This is a genomic window from Rhizobium sp. WSM409 (assembly GCF_057653825.1).
The window spans coordinates 1,058,785-1,073,475 of the sequence record NZ_CM172794.1 but is presented as its reverse complement, the minus strand read 5'-3'; the positions used below and the strand labels follow the sequence as shown (position 1 = coordinate 1,073,475).

Genomic DNA, 14,691 nt, shown 5'->3' with positions numbered 1-14,691 from the left:
GCGCGGCGCGCTTTATGCCCTGTGGAAATATGGCTTTCCTGCGGCGGCGGCCTTAATGGCACCTCAATTTTAGTCTATAAGAAAGGCTCGCTGATTTGGCCGATGCGGCATTAGCGGTGACCGGGTTTCCGGCCCCGCCATTTTCCCGATCGCGAAAGCATGGTGACGTCCCGTCTCAACGTCGGGTTTGGCTTTCGGTGACCTCTCCGGTCATCCGCCTCCAGACAGCGATGCGGTTTCAGCAGGCATCATTTTCATTCCATCCCTGCGGCCCGGTGTTGTCGGGTTGCCCCTCATGACGATCCCGCGATCTCCGATCGCGACCGACAAACGGGGCTAATACCACGCAGGCTGCGGCTTTCAATTTCGATCTAAAGGGAGATTTTATCGATGGCAAAAGGACAGGTAAGAAGCAATCGCGAGGTCCGGAAGCCGAAGAAGGACAAGCAGGCAGCGAAGGTGGAAAGCACATTCGCCAATCAGATGAAGACGGCGACCAAAACCGCCCCGCAGGGCAGTGCTCCAAAGAAATAGAACCTCTTATCGAGCCGCCGCTCTCGCCCTCGCTGCGCCTAACAGCGCAAGTGATAACGCGTCCTGGCGGACGCGCCGGCGTGACATCATCACCTATTGACATGTCTACAGAAAAACAGGAATTGCTGCAATCATGACCACACTTCTTACAATGTACCACTTCGACTATCCGCTCTTCCTCATCCGCTCGGCCGTAGTGATTGCACTCGGCCTTTCGGCCGTCGCGGCCTTTCACGGCGTCACTCTGTGATCGAATCTGCGCGCCGCAGCGAGTGCGAGGAAATCCAAGTGGCCCCTTTGGGCGAGCCCGACGAAAACCCGGAGCGATCCCGGGGGAATGCCGAGCTTTTCGCTGAAAAGCGCTGGTTGAAGATCCTTGCCGGATATCGCCAGCCACGAGCCGGACGCAGCGCTTTCGAGCTTGCCGTCACCGTAGTCCCCTTCGCGCTGTTCTGGGCTGCCGCCTGGGCAGCGGTTCACTACAGCTTCTGGCCCGGCCTGATCCTCGTCCTTCCCGCCGCCGCCTTCCTGCTCCGGCTGTTCATGATCCAGCATGATTGCGGCCACGGCTCGTTTTTCGCCCGTCGCCGCGTCGACGACTGGGTTGGACGCACGATCGGCATCCTGACGCTGACGCCCTACGACTATTGGCGCCGGGCGCATGCGGAGCACCACGCCTCGGCCGGAAACCTTGACGAACGCGGCGTTGGCGACATCGAAACGCTGACGATCGCCGAATATAACGCGCTGTCGCGCTGGGGCCGGCTCGGCTACCGGCTCTACCGGCACCCGATCGTGATGTTCGGGATCGGACCGGCATGGCTGTTCCTCTTCAAGCAGCGCCTGCCTTTCGGCATGATGCGCTCCGGCGCCCTGCCCTGGGTCTCGACCATGGCAACCAATCTTGCCATCGCAGTGGTCGCCGCGCTGCTGATCTGGGCGGTCGGGATCGTCCCCTTTTTACTGGTGCATCTTCCGACCGTGCTTCTGGCAGGCGCTGCCGGCGTCTGGTTGTTCTACGTCCAGCATCAATTCGAGGAAACACATTGGTCGAAGGAGCCGGACTGGCAGTTCCAGCATGCGGCCCTCCACGGTGCCTCGCATTACGACCTGCCGCCAGTGCTACGGTGGATCACCGGCAATATCGGCATCCACCACGTGCATCATCTGTCGAGCCGGGTGCCTTACTACCGGCTGCCGGAGGTGCTGCGAGATCATCCTGAGCTTGCCGATCTGGGCCGCATCACGCTCATGGAAAGCCTGCGTTGCGTCAAGCTGGTGCTGTGGGACGAACAGACGAAGCGACTGGTCTCGTTTCGCGAGGCGGCGCGGCTTGCCGCAGCATGATAACGGGGCGTTAGAGCGGTTTAGCTTTCACGGAAGCGCAGAGCCGCTCTAACCTTTTGCCTGCATCCAATTCCAGGGAAAGCCGTTTCCCTGGAATTGTTTAGCGATAACCCGTCACGTCAGCCGGTCTGCCCGGCTCCTGCACTTCCACCATGTAGCGCCAGCAATCCGGCCGCGAACCGTCGATATCGTCGAAGCCGTAGGTCTTGGCCACTCCGCCGCTCGACAGCGACTGGCCGTTCCAGCGGGCGCGGTCGGGATCGGCGGCGATGGCCGCAACGGCGCGGCCGACGAAATGCGGCGTTTCGGAAATGGCGAAATGCGGCTGCACTTTCGTCGCCTCGCGCCAGTTCTCCTCGCGAACACCATAAGCATCCAGCATCATTTCGGAGCGCAGCCAGCCGGGCGTGATCGAAACGGCGGTGGCGCCGTGTTTCGCCAAATCTTGCGCATGCGCCCAGGCCATGCGGGTGACGCCCGTTTTGACGAGGTCGTAAAAGGGCGACAGCCGGTAATGGGTGGCATTGTATTCGGCTGTGCCGTCGGTCATCTCCACCAGCAGCCCGCCGGGCCGCTCGATCATCAGCGGCAAGGCGTAGTGGGCGGTAATCAGATGCGTCTCGATGCCGAGCTGCAGCATGCGCAGGCCCTTGTCCAGCGAATGCTCCCAGACGGCCTTGTCCCATTCGAATAGCTTCTCGCAGCCCCAGATGTCGTTGACGAGAATATCCAGCCGACCGGCTTCGCTGCGGATGCGGGCGACCAGCGCCTCGACCTGTTGTTTGATGAGATGGTCCACCTGCACGGCGATACCCTTACCGCCTGCGGCGGTTACCAGTTCGGCCGTCTCTTCGATCGTCTCCGGCCTGGCATATTCGGATTGCTTGGCGCGCGTCGTGCGCCCAGTCACGTAGACGGTGGCGCCGGCGGCGCCGAGCTCCACCGCGATGCCGCGGCCGGCGCCGCGCGTGGCACCCGCCACCAAGGCAACTTTCTCCCGCAAGTTTGCTGTCACTTCTCCATCCTCCACGCCAATGCAAAGTGTTACAGCGTCCTTTGCGCCTCTAAAGAGGCGCGGCGCTGTAGAACGCCTTATGCCGTAATGGAAGCGCCAGGAATTGGCCGGCGCTCCTTGTTTATAAACGAATGATCGTTTATATATAATGTGAATGCAAGAGGAATTTCATGCCGCGTCGCCGCACACTGTCCGACGAACAGCTTCTCGCCATGGTGCTGGCGCTGATCCATGCCGAGGGGCCGGAGGCGGCGACCTTTGCGGCGGTGGCGAAAACGAGCGGTCTTTCCGGCTCGACGCTGGTACAGCGCTTCGCCACGAAAGCGGCGATGCTGCGCGCCGCGCTGCTTTATGCCTGGGACAGGCTTGATGCGGAAACGGCGCGGCTTGCCGAGGTCGTGCCGAAAACGCAAGAAGGCGCCGTCGCGCTGCTCGTCGGCCTGTCGCAGGATTACGGCGATAATGCCGCCGCCTATGGCGAGGGACTGCTGGTGCTTCGCGAGGATTTTCGCGATCCGGTGCTGCGTGCCCGGGGTGCGGCCTGGGGAGCGGCACTGACGGCGGCAATCGCGCGATGTTTCGGCTCGGCGAAGGCGCCGGAGACGATCGCCCGGCTGATGCTGTCGCAATGGCAGGGTTCGCTCATCTGGTGGGGTTTTGGCGCCGAAGGGCCGGTGGCTGCCTATGTCCAGACGGAGTTGCGGCATTTCCTCGCCGCGGTACCTGTCCATTCAGGTTAAGAGGCCGTGAAGATCATCGCCTTGATAAAATATAGCAAGGCGGCAGTCGCGACGATGGTCGCCAATGTGAGCAGCAGTCCGATCAGGGTGACGAGACCATCCCGCTCCATCAGGGCGACGGCGAGCACCACCAGCGAGAACACCGGCAGAATATTGCCGAAGGGGATCGGCAGCGCGATCACCACGGCGAGCAGGAAGACAGGAATGCCGAGCAGCGCCTGCACCGTCGGGCCGGTGAGGGCCTGCAGCCGGCCGGCGCGCACGACCTTCTCCACCCGGGCGATCACCGGGACCGCGTGACCCACGACGAGATCGAGCGCCGCCGATGAAACCCGGCGATCCCTGACGATGGCGGGCAGCCAGACCTTCCGGCCGCCCGCAACGATCTGGAGGGAGACCAGCGCCAGCGCGGTACCGAAAACCATTCCGAATGGCCCGGGAATCGGGGTCAGTGCCGGGATTGCCAGGAACAGGATGGTGAAGGCGATGCTGGTCGAGCCCATCGCCTCCAGAGCCTCGCCGATGGAGAGGCCGCCCTTCGCCCGGGCGAGTTCCAGCATCTCCCGGAGCCGCGCGGTGGCCACACCGCGCGGCGGCCGTCTATTTCCGGCTTGATCAGACATTACGCAGTCCATTTTCAGCTGGTCGCCGTCACGCACCCGCGCCGGCTCCCTTCAGGGCGCCGACCAGGGCTGCGCATTGCGGGTCGCTGCCGTCGAGAAGTTCGGCCGGCGCGGTATGACCGATCGCTATGCTGACGACTGTGGCCGCCGCCCAGCCGTAGTCGCCGGCGGCGCGCTCTATGAGCTTCGGCCCCTGGGATGTCAGGCAGGCCTGGGACTGGCGGACGATCTCCACGGGAAGCCGGGCGCGCTCAGCCTGTTGCTGGATCTCAGCCTGCAACGGATCGACGACGAGCAGGGCAAAAATCCAACCGATGAAATTCGAAATCATATCTGTTTCCTTCTTTGTTGACGTATTCCCTGTGCAGAGCCCGCTCAGGCGGGCTGCTGCGGATCCCGCGTCTTGAGGAGGCTCCAGACCACGCCGGCTGCGATGATCGCGAAGGTGATGCTGAGCGAGAGCGCGGCCGGGAATTTTTCAAGGCCCAGCAGGTCGGCGAGGAAGATCTTCGAGCCGATGAAGATCAGCACGATGGCAAGCGCCGGCTTGAGGTAACGGAAGCGATGAATCATCGCAGCAAGCGCGAAGTAAAGGGCGCGAAGGCCGAGGATCGCGAAGATGTTCGAGGTGTAGACGATGAACGGATCGGTGGTGATTGCGAAGATCGCGGGGACCGAATCCACGGCGAAGATAACGTCGGCCACCTCGACCATCACCAGCGCCATGAAGAGCGGCGTGATGAACCAAGTCATCCTCCCCGTCCTGGGATTTGCCTTTCTGACGAAGAACCGTTCGCCGTGATGTTCCTCGGTGACGTTGAAGCGGCTGCGCATGAAGCGCACGAGGATGTTCTTCGAGACATCAGGCTCTGCCTCCTTGATGACCAGCATCTTGATGCCGGTGACGATCAGGAACGCGGCGAAGATATAGAGAAGCCAGGCGAATTCGGCGACCAGCGTCGCGCCGACGCCGATCATGATGGCGCGCAGCACGATGACGCCGAGAATGCCCCAGAAGAGCACCCGGTGCTGGTAGATGCGCGGCACGGCAAAGAACGAGAAGATCAGAGCGATGACGAAGACGTTGTCGAGGGCCAGCGTCTTTTCGACGACGAAGCCCGTCATATAGGCAAGACCGGCCTCGGAGCCGAGGTACCACCATACAAAACCACCGAAGGTAAGGCCGAGCGCGATATAGAGAGCGGAAAGCCTGACGCTTTCGCCGACGCCGATCTCCTTGTTCTGCTTATGAAGAATACCGAGGTCGAACGACAGAATGGCGATGACGAGGGCGAAAAAGCTCGACCACATCCAGAGCGGCGTTCCCAGCCACTCGACGAACAAAAATGAGAGATTCAAGGATAGTCCCCTGTCGGCACTGGTTGTCGGAGAAGAGGTCCGACATCGCAAGAGTGCCGAAGCTCTCGCCAGAGGGGCCCGGACCAGCGGGTTGCACCGCAAGTAGGGTCTCACTTTTCAATAATCAAGCAGCGGCCAGTGCCAATTTTACGCATCGCGCCGGAGGCAAGCCGTGCGAGAGAAAGCCTTCGCCAGCGGTCTCAGGCGTCCTCGTCGTCCTTCTCCTCGCCCACGGTCAGCGGCCAGTCGACGACATAATCCTCGAGATCATCGAGATCGATCTCATTTTCGTTGATCGCGCGGCCTCGCGCGGAAATGCCGGCCGCATGGACGGTCTCCGGGTCGCCGGAGACGAGCGGGTGCCACCAGTAGAGGTCGCGGCCTTCATTGACCAGCCGGTAGCCGCAGGTGGGCGGCAGCCAGGCGATATCGGGCACGTTCTCCTTGGTCAGCTGCACGCAGTCCGGCACGAAATCCCAGCGGTTCTCATAGCTGGAGCAGCGACAGCTTTCGCCGTCTAGCAGCTTGCAGCTGACCGAGGTGAAATAGATATCGCCGCTATCCCATTCCTCGATCTTGTTGAGGCAACAGAGGCCGCAGCCGTCGCAGAGGCTTTCCCACTCGGCGACGGTCATCTCGGCAAGCGTCTTGCTCTTCCAGAAGGGCACATCGTTCATCGTCGTTTCATGCAACAGCGACCCGCAAATTCGCGTGACCCTTATGCATCTCTCTTGTTATCGGCCGCAAAATCAATCAATCCTTCAGTATACTCCTGGTACTCGGAGAATTCTCTCCTGGTATCGGAGAGATTTGCGGCCATATGCGGGCCTCGCGCTTTTGTCTGATATGACCGAAGCGAGATCAGGCGGGAATACAGGACGTGCAGGATCCGGACAACCCAGGAAATGGGCCAGAAAACGGGCCAGAAAAAAGGCCCGGAAAAGCGGCGAGCGAGGCAGCGGAAAAGCGGCCGGCGAAGAGCCGTCACATTCTACTGCGCATCGATTCCTGGATCGATTCGACCGTCTGGAACGCCGGCTTCCGCGCTGCCGAGATCTGGGAAGACATTACCATTTTCTTCCGCCGCTTCCGCGTGCGCGGCTGGAAGCGCATGGTCTTCGAACTCGCCGGCGAAGGGCTGACGCTCGGGGCGGCCGGCTCGGTGCTGATGCTGCTGCTTGCCCAGCCCGCCTTCGAGGCAACCAAGGAAGACTGGCGCAACCGCGGCGATTTCGCCGTCACCTTCACTGACCGCTACGGCAACGTCATCGGCCATCGCGGCGTCATCCACCAGAATTCCGTACCGATCGACGAGCTGCCGGATTCGCTGATCAAATCGGTGATCGCCACCGAGGACCGGCGCTTCTTCGACCATTTCGGCATCGATTTCATCGGCCTCTTCCGCGCCATGAGCGAGAATGCGCGCGCGGGCGAAGTCGTCCAAGGCGGCTCGACACTGACGCAGCAGCTCGCCAAGAACCTGTTCCTGTCGAACGAACGCTCGATCGACCGCAAGGTCACCGAGGCGTTCCTGGCACTGTGGCTCGAGGCGAACCTTTCCAAGAAGGAAATCCTCTCCACCTATCTCGACCGCGCCTATATGGGCGGCGGTACTTTTGGCGCGGCGGCGGCGGCGCAGTTCTATTTCGGCAAGAACATCACCGATGTGAACCTTGCCGAATCCGCCATGCTTGCCGGCCTGTTCAAGGCGCCGGCGAAATACGCGCCGCATGTCAACCTGCCGGCGGCGCGTGCCCGCGCCAACGAAGTGCTGACCAATCTGGTGCAGAGCGGGTTGATGACCGAGGGCCAGGTGATCGCCGCCAGGCGCAATCCGGCCACCGTCGTCGACCGCAACGAGGTGGAATCGCCCGATTTCTTCCTCGATTGGGCTTTCGACGAGGTCCAGCGGCTTTCGTCGCGCTTCCACCAGCATTCGCTGATCGTGCGCACGACGATCGACATGGGCATCCAGCAGGCGGCGGAGGATTCGGTCGAGACGTCGCTGCGCGAATATGGCGAGGCCTATCACGCCAAGCAGGGCGCGATGGTGATGATCGAAAACGGTGGCGCCGTGCGCGCCATGGTCGGCGGCCGGGATTACGGGGAGAGCCAGTTCAACCGCGCCAGCAGGGCGCTGCGCCAGCCGGGCTCGTCCTTCAAGGTCTACACTTATGCTGTGGCGATGGAGAGCGGCATGACGCCGCAGACGACGATCGTCGATGCGCCGATCTACTGGGGCAACTGGAGCCCGCACAATTACGCAAACCGCTATGCCGGCCGCATCACACTCGAGACCGCGATCGCCCAGTCGATCAACACCGTGCCGGTGCGGCTCGCCAAGGAAAAACTCGGTATTCAGCCGATCCGGGCGATGGCGAAGAACCTCGGCGTCGAAACGCCCATCCGCGACGACGTCACCATCCCGATCGGCACCTCCGAGGTGACGGTCCTCGACCAGGCGACGGCCTATGCCACCTTCCCGGCCGGCGGCTACCAGTCGCGCCGCCACGGCATCACCCAGATCCTCGATTACGACGGCGACGTGCTCTACGATTTCGACCGTGACGAGCCGGCGCCGAAACGCGTGCTCTCCGAACAGGCCGACGCCTATATGAACCAGATGTTGTCGCGTGTTCCCTATGTCGGCACGGCGCGCAAGGCAGCCCTCGACAACGGCATCCTGACGGCCGGCAAGACCGGCACGACCCAGGCCTATCGCGACGCCTGGTTCGTCGGCTTCACCGGCAATTACACCTGCGCCGTCTGGTTCGGCAATGACGACTACACCTCGACCAACGAGATGACCGGCGGCTCGCTGCCGGCGATGACCTTCAAGCGCGCCATGGACTACGCCCACCAGGGTGTGACGCTGCGGGCCATCCCCGGCGTCGAAAATCCCCTGCCCTCGGAAAAGGACCTCGCCAAGACCGCCGCCGCCAAGCCGCAGGACGGATTGCCGCAGCTCATCCGGCCGCGCATGCTCTCGGTTCAATCGACTGGCATCCTCAAGAAGCTCGGCGAAAAGCTGAAGGATGCCGCCCCGCTCGCGCCAGCGAAGGTGGCGAGCGCGGAGTAGCAGGCTCCGCCTGGCGCACGATCCCGAAATCAGCCTCCGCCCGCCTCGATATATCGGCACGGATTGCCGTTGCTGCACTTGGCATGACGGCTTTGCCGCATGGACATAACCGTGGATCAATCGGCTCCCATGTCACGGCGCGGCATTCCACCCTGCCAGAATCAGTGGTAACCCTTTCATCCGATATGGTTTCCAAGGTCTTGACGTGTTTCGATTCCCCCTCTTTATCGCGATCACGCTGATCGTCGCCTTTGGCGGCGGGATCATGATTTCGCTTTACGCGCTGGACGCGACACAGGGTTTCGGGGCGATCAAGCTCGGCGCCTGGGAGGCCTTTCCAGCGCTGCAGACGGTCGAGGCCGATCCTTATGCCAAGTCGCACCGGGCACGCGCCGGCAAGCTGCTCTATGGCAGCGCCGAGGGCCTGACGTTTACGGCGAGCGTCGACGACGAGGGCGCGCGGCTGAATGCCGGCTGCCGCTACCGCATCAGCGGGCAGACGCCACCTGCCCGGCTCTGGACCCTCTTTACCGCCGACAATGGCGGCAATCCGGCGGCGGTGACGACCGGGCATCCCTCAGCGCTGAATTCCTGGACGGTGCTGCGCCAGCAAGATAGCGGCTTCTCGATCGAGATCTCAGCCGTCGCACAGCCGGGCAACTGGCTGGCCTTGCCACAGGCCGGCACCTTCCGGCTGGTGCTGACGCTGTTCGACACCCCGACCGCCGGCAGTTCCGGCGTGATCGACCTCGCCATGCCGAAGCTCACCAAGACCGGATGCGGCAATGCTTAGGATATTCTTCGCGGTCCTGACCGGTCTTTTCGGCGCAGCCCTGCTGCATCTCGTGATCATCCTGTCGCTGCCGCATTTCACCGGCAGGGATGCGGCGACCCGCGTGGAGGCAGAGGGCGACCTCAACAATTTCTACCTGCTTGGCAACCAGTATGACGAAGCCGGCCTTGCCAATGGCGACCCCTTCCTGCGCACCGCCGTCTGCTCCTTCGACGTCGAGGATGCGCCGGTGCATTTCACTGCCAAGGGCAATGTGCCCTTCTGGTCGATCGCGATCTACGACAGCGCCTCCAACGAGGTCTTCAGCATGAACGACAGGACATCGGTCGGCGGCGCGCTCGATGTGCTGGCCGGCAGTCCGATCCAGCTGACAGACCTGCGCAAGAACTTGCCGCAGGAGCTGCAACAGGCGATCCTGGTGGAAATGGCCCGGCCTGACGGCTATGCCGTGCTGCGGACGCTGGCGCCGCAGGCGAGCTTCGATGAGGCTGCGCGCAACTTCCTGACGGAAGCCGGCTGCGAGCAATTCGCCGCTCGCTGAGGTTGAAGAGCGGTTACTTCTTGTTGACGCGTGGCGCGGGCGCCGGACGATGTTTCGGGCTCTCGGCCAACCGCTCGTAGCGGACGCCGGTGAACCAAAGAATCTTGGCTTCGCGGGGCTCTTTGTCCGGACGACGCGGCGCCCGCGGCTGCCGATCCGCCAATGCGACTACTATTGCCATTCTCGTCTCCATGCACTGCCCGAGACGGATGAACTTGCGATGGATTTCACCCTGCCCGCCAATGTGCGGGCCGGCGCGTCCTGCAGTACCGGGATGACCGGACCGAGGGCATTCGCGCCTTTCCCACGGCACCTGATTGAAATACCGTGATGCGGAGTTTCAACGATCCAAATACTCAAATCGCGTCGTTCCTATCCGAATTGAGACAGATGACAGTTAACAGTTTACTAATATTCGGCCGATGCCAAACACAGTTCACGTTACTTCCCCTTTAACGCTCGAAGAGTTGATTTGGTTTCACCCCGCCTGCGCAAACTGCCGGCTGGAGTTCAACGGATAAATTTAGAAACAATTCATATAGTTGACATCGGCGCTGCAATCGGCCGGCCGGGAAAAGCGCGATGTTGCAAAAATACATCACGAAAATATTTAATTGCGAGGCGCGCGGATGCGCGTATGTTCGCTCATGTCGATCACACGTTTCCGGGCTCCGATCGATCGGGATTTTCCACGTTCTTGCCGGAATGCGGAGGGCAAGCGGTGTCTTTGCTGGTAAATTCATCTTTCTCGCCTGACGATCTCGACGTGCTGCGCAGTGCGCTTGATGCCTGGTGCACAGAACGGCGCATCGACATCAAAAGCGTCGACGCGCAATTCGCGGCATCCGCAGCACTCGACCTTTATCAGGCAGGTTACGACAGCCGCGAAAAGCTGCTGCACGCGCTACGCGATCAAAGGGCCGCCTGAGTTTTTCCACCATCACGGCAGCGATAGGCATCGTTGCAATACTCCTTTCAAACCGCGCATTTTTATATTGCCGGCCAACCATGTCGCGACACTTTTCGCGTGTATATTTCTGTAGCATTTTAATAAAATCTTCAGCATGCATTAACCGTACCGGTGTAGGATTTGTTCATAACCGTATGGCCTGACATGCGTTCCGCCAGCGCATATCGGCCCTTGGTCCCCTTGTTCTGCGTTTTCGGGGTGTTTTTTGTGCGTGACCGGTTTCGAGACCTAGAAGGCCCCTTGGCCGTCAGGAAAAAGGACGTGGTGTTGATGGCGACTGTCAGCAGTTTCGAGAACCTGTCTCATCCGACAAGGTCCGAACTGCGCCAATTCGCCGAACTTTTCATGCCGCTGTTCCAGGCTTCCTCCGACGAGGCCAAGCGCCAGGCGGTCGCGGCGCTGTCCCAATGCCAGAACATGCCGGCCGCTGTAGCGCTGTTCATCGGCAACCAGCCGATCGAGATCGCGGCGCCTTTTCTTGCCGCCTCAAAGGCAGTCGCCGACGACACGCTGATCACCATCGCGCGCATGCAGGGTGCAGCACATGTCAAGGCGATCGTCAGCCGCGATTCACTCTCGCCGAAGGTCATCGATGCGCTGGTGGCGCTGCGCCAGAGCCAGCCGCGGTCCGCGAGCGCATCGGCGCCAGTGATGGAATCGCCGGCGGTCCCGCTTTCACCAGCGCCGACTGAGACCAACGAGGCAGATGCGCTGGCGGAACAGCGGATTGCCAATGAAGAGGCGTTGCGCGAGCGCATCCTCGGGCTTGCCGGCCATCTCGGCCGTGCCGACGAGGACAGGCTCGGTCTGCGCACGCTCACCGACATTCAAGAGGCGCTGCTGGTGCGCTTCGCCCGTTCGCGTGAGGCGACGCATTTCGCAACCGCGCTTGCCGATGCGCTTTCCGCCAGCCGCTGGCTTGCCGAGCGCATCATGCTCGATCTTTCCGGCCAGCAGCTCGCCACGACGCTGACCAGCCTCGGCATGGGCTTTCTCGACGCCGTCTTCGTGCTCGAAAGGCTCTATCCGCACCTTGCCGAACAGCAGCATAACGTCACGCGCGGCTGGATGGTGCTCGATGCGCTCGACCCGGAAGAATGCCACGAACGCGTCGAAGCCTGGCGGCGCGCCGATCGCTACACTTATAAGCCGGAAGCGCCCGCCTTGCCCGCGCCGGCGGCAACGCCCGACTATCGCTTCATCCGCCAGGCGCCGCCGCAGCGCGACATGCGCGTCATGGGACGGCGGTCTCGTTGAAGGCAAAATAGCCCGATCCGCCTAATGCACGTCGTGATCGTTCAGATTCGCTCCTCGCGCTTTAGGTCTTTGTTTTTACGCGTGTCGTTATCGCAAAATCGCTGCGCAGTTTTACTCGACATGCTTTAGAGCGGCCTGTCTGCTCCCTCCGCCTCGATGAGCAACTGGAAGACCGGTGCAAGCAGCTTCACCAGCGCTTCGGGTTCCGCATCCGCAAGTGCCGAGAGGCCTATCATCTGCCGCATCACCTGGAAACCTGCGACAATAGATAGAATGAGAGCGGCGCGCTGCGGCGCCAGATCGCCGCTGAGCGCACCCGTCATCACCTTTTGATGGCCAGCCTCGATCTGTTCACGGCCGATCTCGGCGGCGCGCTTGCTCGATGCCGAATGCAGCATGATGAGAAAGCCCTCCAGCGGAGTATCGCCCGCCTTGGTGATGTCGACAAGCGAGGCGGCGATGGCCTCGCCAAGTTTTGCGGAGGCAAGGTTTTCCGCCGTCAGGATAATCGGGGCCGCCATCGTCGCGGCAATCACCTCGGCAAACAGCTTCTCCTTCGAGCCGAAATAGCGATTGACGAGCATGGCGGTGACGCCGGCGCCAGCTGCGATGTCGCGTACGCCGGCGCCGTCATAACCCGATTGCGCGAATGCGCGTCTCGCGGAGGCCAGGATCGCCTCGCGTGTCGCCGCCGCATTACGCGGACGCGCGTTGGTGGTGCGTGTCATTCCTCTTGTTCCATCCATTGTCTACATCTGTAGACTCTTGCTTCTCCCTGAAGTATACGAGTGTAAACAATTGATGGCAACGACGGGCCGAAGGCCTGTGCAGCACAGCACGAACGAGACTGTCGCGACGGCAAGAACGCAGATCCCGGCGCACGATACCTTGATGTGTTGAACGAGGAGACGGCATGGCTGAGACAGTGCTTGTAACCGGCGGCTCCGGATTCGTGGCCGGCTGGTGCATCGTCGAACTGCTGAAGCGCGGTTATCTCGTGCGCACGACGATACGCGACCTTTCCCGGGAAGCAGGTCTTCGCTCGGCTATCGCCGTAGTAGCCGGGAACACCGACAACCTCTCATTCGTCGTCGCCGATCTGCTTGCCGACGCAGGCTGGGAGATAGCGATGCAAGGCTGCGATTATGTCCTCCATGTCGCATCACCGCTCGGCGGCGGAGAGCCCGGCGACAAGCATGCATTCCTCGAACCCGCCCGCGCCGGAACTCTGCGCGTGTTGCGAGCGGCCATTGCGGCAGATGTGAAACGCGTCGTCATGACGTCGGCTGCGGCCGCCGCCCGCCCGCCGCTCAGCACCGACCGGATCAGCGACGAGACGATCTGGGCCAATCCCGACGATCCGCAGTTCGATGCCTATCGCGTGTCGAAGATCCTCGCAGAACGCGCGGCCTGGGATTTCATGGAAGGGCGCGGAAAAACCAGCCGGCTGACGACGGTGCTGCCGGGCGCCGTCTTCGGCCCGGTCCTTTTCAAGGAGACGCCCGGCTCCGCCGGGATCATCCAGGACTTGCTGCAGGGCCGCCCGCGCGCGATGCCGCGGCTTGGCTTCTGGGTGGTCGACGTGCGCGATCTGGCGGAACTGCACATAAAGGCGATGATCTCGCCGGGGGCAGCCGGCGAACGCTTCATCGCCGCCGGCGAATTCATGTGGATGGAAGATATTGCCAGGGCGCTGCGGGTGGGCCTCGGTTCGAGCGGGCTCAAGACGCCGACACGGCGCCTGCCGACCATATTAGTGAGGCTCCTGCTGCCCTTCCTGCCGAAGCTGAAAAGCCTGGCGCCGCTGATCGGACGCAAGTTCCGGCTCACCTCAGAGAAGGCGCAGCGATTGCTCGGCTTTACGCCCCGACCCGGTGCCGTGACCGTCGTCGACTGCGCCGAAAGCCTTCTGAAGGCATGACCGCTCCATTCAACAGGGTCGCCGCGACCAACATCTGCTGCGCGACGCGGACAGGCTCTGGGATCTCAGCGAGCGGCTGTTGAAATGGCGCTGACCTGACGGCTGCCTCCGGCCGTCATCCGCTGTCCCTGATAAGTGGGATCATATCCCCCAGTTCATCCGCCTCCAGCTCGACGATCCAGAGATCGGGATCGAATTTGCGTTCGCGCTCCAGCATCGTGCGCACCGCTTCCGGTTCGCCGCGCGACAGGCGGATCTCGAACAGGCGGTCGCCGGCCTGGCCTTCGTCGAAGGCGGTCTGCGGCGCCGGCGCGTAGAGCGTTTCCAGGCCGTCGCGGAAGTGCTGGCGGATGAAGATCGCACCCGCCTCCTCCGCGCCCTTCTTCTCGACGGCGGCGAAATCGCCGCTGGCAAAGACGCGGCGCAAGAGGGCGGAAACGAAGATGTCGGCGCGTAATCTCATCGGCGCGGTATAGACCGGCGCGCCGGTGGCGGCAATGCGGGGTCGGTCA

At 62.2% G+C, this 14,691-nt stretch carries 17 protein-coding genes; 9 read left to right on the top strand and 8 right to left on the bottom strand.

Translation table 11 applies throughout. The features are described 5' to 3' along the window. Positions 1–390: 390 nt before the first annotated feature. Both AC25BC_RS05425 and AC25BC_RS05420 read left to right on the top strand, forming a co-directional pair. Positions 391–534, top strand: coding sequence for a hypothetical protein (locus AC25BC_RS05425; RefSeq protein WP_003546677.1), 144 nt, complete (start codon positions 391–393; stop codon positions 532–534). A gap of 297 nt (positions 535–831) precedes the next feature. Next, positions 832–1,881, top strand: coding sequence for a fatty acid desaturase (locus AC25BC_RS05420; RefSeq protein WP_128439270.1), 1,050 nt, complete (start codon positions 832–834; stop codon positions 1,879–1,881). Positions 1,882–1,981: 100 nt separating this feature from the next. Here AC25BC_RS05420 and AC25BC_RS05415 read toward each other — a convergent pair whose 3' ends face one another. Further along, a complete protein-coding gene (locus AC25BC_RS05415; protein ID WP_017993424.1) occupies positions 1,982–2,896 on the bottom strand; it encodes an SDR family oxidoreductase in 915 nt (304 codons plus the stop codon). Between the two features lie 170 nt (positions 2,897–3,066). Between AC25BC_RS05415 and AC25BC_RS05410 the strand changes: the two genes are divergently transcribed. Continuing rightward, positions 3,067–3,636, top strand: coding sequence for a TetR/AcrR family transcriptional regulator (locus AC25BC_RS05410; protein WP_012756675.1), 570 nt, complete (start codon positions 3,067–3,069; stop codon positions 3,634–3,636). Here the strand turns inward: AC25BC_RS05410 and AC25BC_RS05405 are convergent. The 4 genes from AC25BC_RS05405 to AC25BC_RS05390 all read right to left on the bottom strand — a co-directional run bounded on the left by AC25BC_RS05405 (position 3,633) and on the right by AC25BC_RS05390 (position 6,295). Then, positions 3,633–4,259 carry an exopolysaccharide biosynthesis protein gene (locus tag AC25BC_RS05405; protein WP_041935487.1) on the bottom strand — a complete coding sequence of 209 codons (627 nt, stop codon included), beginning with the start codon at positions 4,257–4,259 and terminating at the stop codon, positions 3,633–3,635. The genes AC25BC_RS05410 and AC25BC_RS05405 overlap by 4 nt on opposite strands. A gap of 28 nt (positions 4,260–4,287) precedes the next feature. Beyond that, positions 4,288–4,590 (bottom strand): hypothetical protein, encoded by a 303-nt coding sequence (locus AC25BC_RS05400; RefSeq protein WP_012756673.1) that lies wholly within the window; start codon positions 4,588–4,590, stop codon positions 4,288–4,290. A 44-nt stretch (positions 4,591–4,634) separates the two neighbouring features. Beyond that, on the bottom strand, positions 4,635–5,618 hold the full coding sequence (locus tag AC25BC_RS05395) for a TerC family protein (protein ID WP_012756672.1): 984 nt from the start codon (positions 5,616–5,618) through the stop codon (positions 4,635–4,637). Positions 5,619–5,818: 200 nt separating this feature from the next. Further along, positions 5,819–6,295 (bottom strand): YcgN family cysteine cluster protein, encoded by a 477-nt coding sequence (locus AC25BC_RS05390; RefSeq protein ID WP_113547094.1) that lies wholly within the window; start codon positions 6,293–6,295, stop codon positions 5,819–5,821. A 203-nt stretch (positions 6,296–6,498) separates the two neighbouring features. On the opposite strand from AC25BC_RS05390, the gene AC25BC_RS05385 reads away from it, so the two are divergent. From AC25BC_RS05385 to AC25BC_RS05375, 3 genes are all read left to right on the top strand, one after another. Continuing rightward, the gene (locus tag AC25BC_RS05385; protein ID WP_128439219.1) at positions 6,499–8,697 is read left to right on the top strand and encodes a transglycosylase domain-containing protein; all 2,199 of its coding nucleotides are present in this window, start codon (positions 6,499–6,501) and stop codon (positions 8,695–8,697) included. A 205-nt stretch (positions 8,698–8,902) separates the two neighbouring features. Beyond that, positions 8,903–9,490 (top strand): DUF1214 domain-containing protein, encoded by a 588-nt coding sequence (locus AC25BC_RS05380; RefSeq protein ID WP_012756668.1) that lies wholly within the window; start codon positions 8,903–8,905, stop codon positions 9,488–9,490. Beyond that, positions 9,483–10,031 carry a DUF1254 domain-containing protein gene (locus AC25BC_RS05375; protein WP_012756667.1) on the top strand — a complete coding sequence of 183 codons (549 nt, stop codon included), beginning with the start codon at positions 9,483–9,485 and terminating at the stop codon, positions 10,029–10,031. Before AC25BC_RS05380 ends, AC25BC_RS05375 begins: the two co-directional genes overlap by 8 nt. Positions 10,032–10,044: 13 nt before the next feature. Here the strand turns inward: AC25BC_RS05375 and AC25BC_RS05370 are convergent, their stop codons facing one another. After that, positions 10,045–10,212, bottom strand: coding sequence for a hypothetical protein (locus AC25BC_RS05370; protein WP_012756666.1), 168 nt, complete (start codon positions 10,210–10,212; stop codon positions 10,045–10,047). Between the two features lie 540 nt (positions 10,213–10,752). Here AC25BC_RS05370 and AC25BC_RS05365 point away from each other — a divergent pair. Both AC25BC_RS05365 and AC25BC_RS05360 read left to right on the top strand, forming a co-directional pair. Then, complete coding sequence (locus AC25BC_RS05365) at positions 10,753–10,959, top strand: hypothetical protein (protein WP_113547109.1); 207 nt, start codon at positions 10,753–10,755, stop codon at positions 10,957–10,959. A gap of 249 nt (positions 10,960–11,208) precedes the next feature. Beyond that, positions 11,209–12,258 carry a DUF2336 domain-containing protein gene (locus AC25BC_RS05360; protein WP_128439220.1) on the top strand — a complete coding sequence of 350 codons (1,050 nt, stop codon included), beginning with the start codon at positions 11,209–11,211 and terminating at the stop codon, positions 12,256–12,258. 125 nt (positions 12,259–12,383) lie between these two features. Here AC25BC_RS05360 and AC25BC_RS05355 read toward each other — a convergent pair whose 3' ends face one another. Then, positions 12,384–12,986 carry a TetR/AcrR family transcriptional regulator gene (locus AC25BC_RS05355; RefSeq protein WP_128439221.1) on the bottom strand — a complete coding sequence of 201 codons (603 nt, stop codon included), beginning with the start codon at positions 12,984–12,986 and terminating at the stop codon, positions 12,384–12,386. 185 nt (positions 12,987–13,171) lie between these two features. Between AC25BC_RS05355 and AC25BC_RS05350 the strand changes: the two genes are divergently transcribed. Next, positions 13,172–14,179: an SDR family oxidoreductase gene (locus AC25BC_RS05350; RefSeq protein ID WP_128439222.1), complete on the top strand. Its 1,008-nt coding sequence runs from the start codon at positions 13,172–13,174 to the stop codon at positions 14,177–14,179. A 115-nt stretch (positions 14,180–14,294) separates the two neighbouring features. Here AC25BC_RS05350 and AC25BC_RS05345 read toward each other — a convergent pair whose 3' ends face one another. Continuing rightward, entirely contained in the window at positions 14,295–14,642 is a 348-nt protein-coding gene (locus AC25BC_RS05345) for a DUF1491 family protein (RefSeq protein ID WP_113547090.1), read from the bottom strand. Between the last annotated feature and the right edge of the window lie 49 nt (positions 14,643–14,691).

Bases quoted from the DNA above. Each gene is read 5' to 3' on its own strand.
- AC25BC_RS05425 (WP_003546677.1), top strand. From the start codon at position 391: ATGGCAAAAGGACAGGTAAGAAGCAATCGCGAGGTCCGGAAGCCGAAG.
- AC25BC_RS05410 (WP_012756675.1), top strand. From the start codon at position 3,067: ATGCCGCGTCGCCGCACACTGTCCGACGAACAGCTTCTCGCCATGGTG.
- AC25BC_RS05405 (WP_041935487.1), bottom strand. From the start codon at position 4,259: ATGTCTGATCAAGCCGGAAATAGACGGCCGCCGCGCGGTGTGGCCACC.
- AC25BC_RS05400 (WP_012756673.1), bottom strand. From the start codon at position 4,590: ATGATTTCGAATTTCATCGGTTGGATTTTTGCCCTGCTCGTCGTCGAT.
- AC25BC_RS05390 (WP_113547094.1), bottom strand. From the start codon at position 6,295: ATGAACGATGTGCCCTTCTGGAAGAGCAAGACGCTTGCCGAGATGACC.
- AC25BC_RS05375 (WP_012756667.1), top strand. From the start codon at position 9,483: ATGCTTAGGATATTCTTCGCGGTCCTGACCGGTCTTTTCGGCGCAGCC.
- AC25BC_RS05370 (WP_012756666.1), bottom strand. From the start codon at position 10,212: ATGGCAATAGTAGTCGCATTGGCGGATCGGCAGCCGCGGGCGCCGCGT.
- AC25BC_RS05355 (WP_128439221.1), bottom strand. From the start codon at position 12,986: ATGACACGCACCACCAACGCGCGTCCGCGTAATGCGGCGGCGACACGC.
- AC25BC_RS05350 (WP_128439222.1), top strand. From the start codon at position 13,172: ATGGCTGAGACAGTGCTTGTAACCGGCGGCTCCGGATTCGTGGCCGGC.
- AC25BC_RS05345 (WP_113547090.1), bottom strand. From the start codon at position 14,642: ATGAGATTACGCGCCGACATCTTCGTTTCCGCCCTCTTGCGCCGCGTC.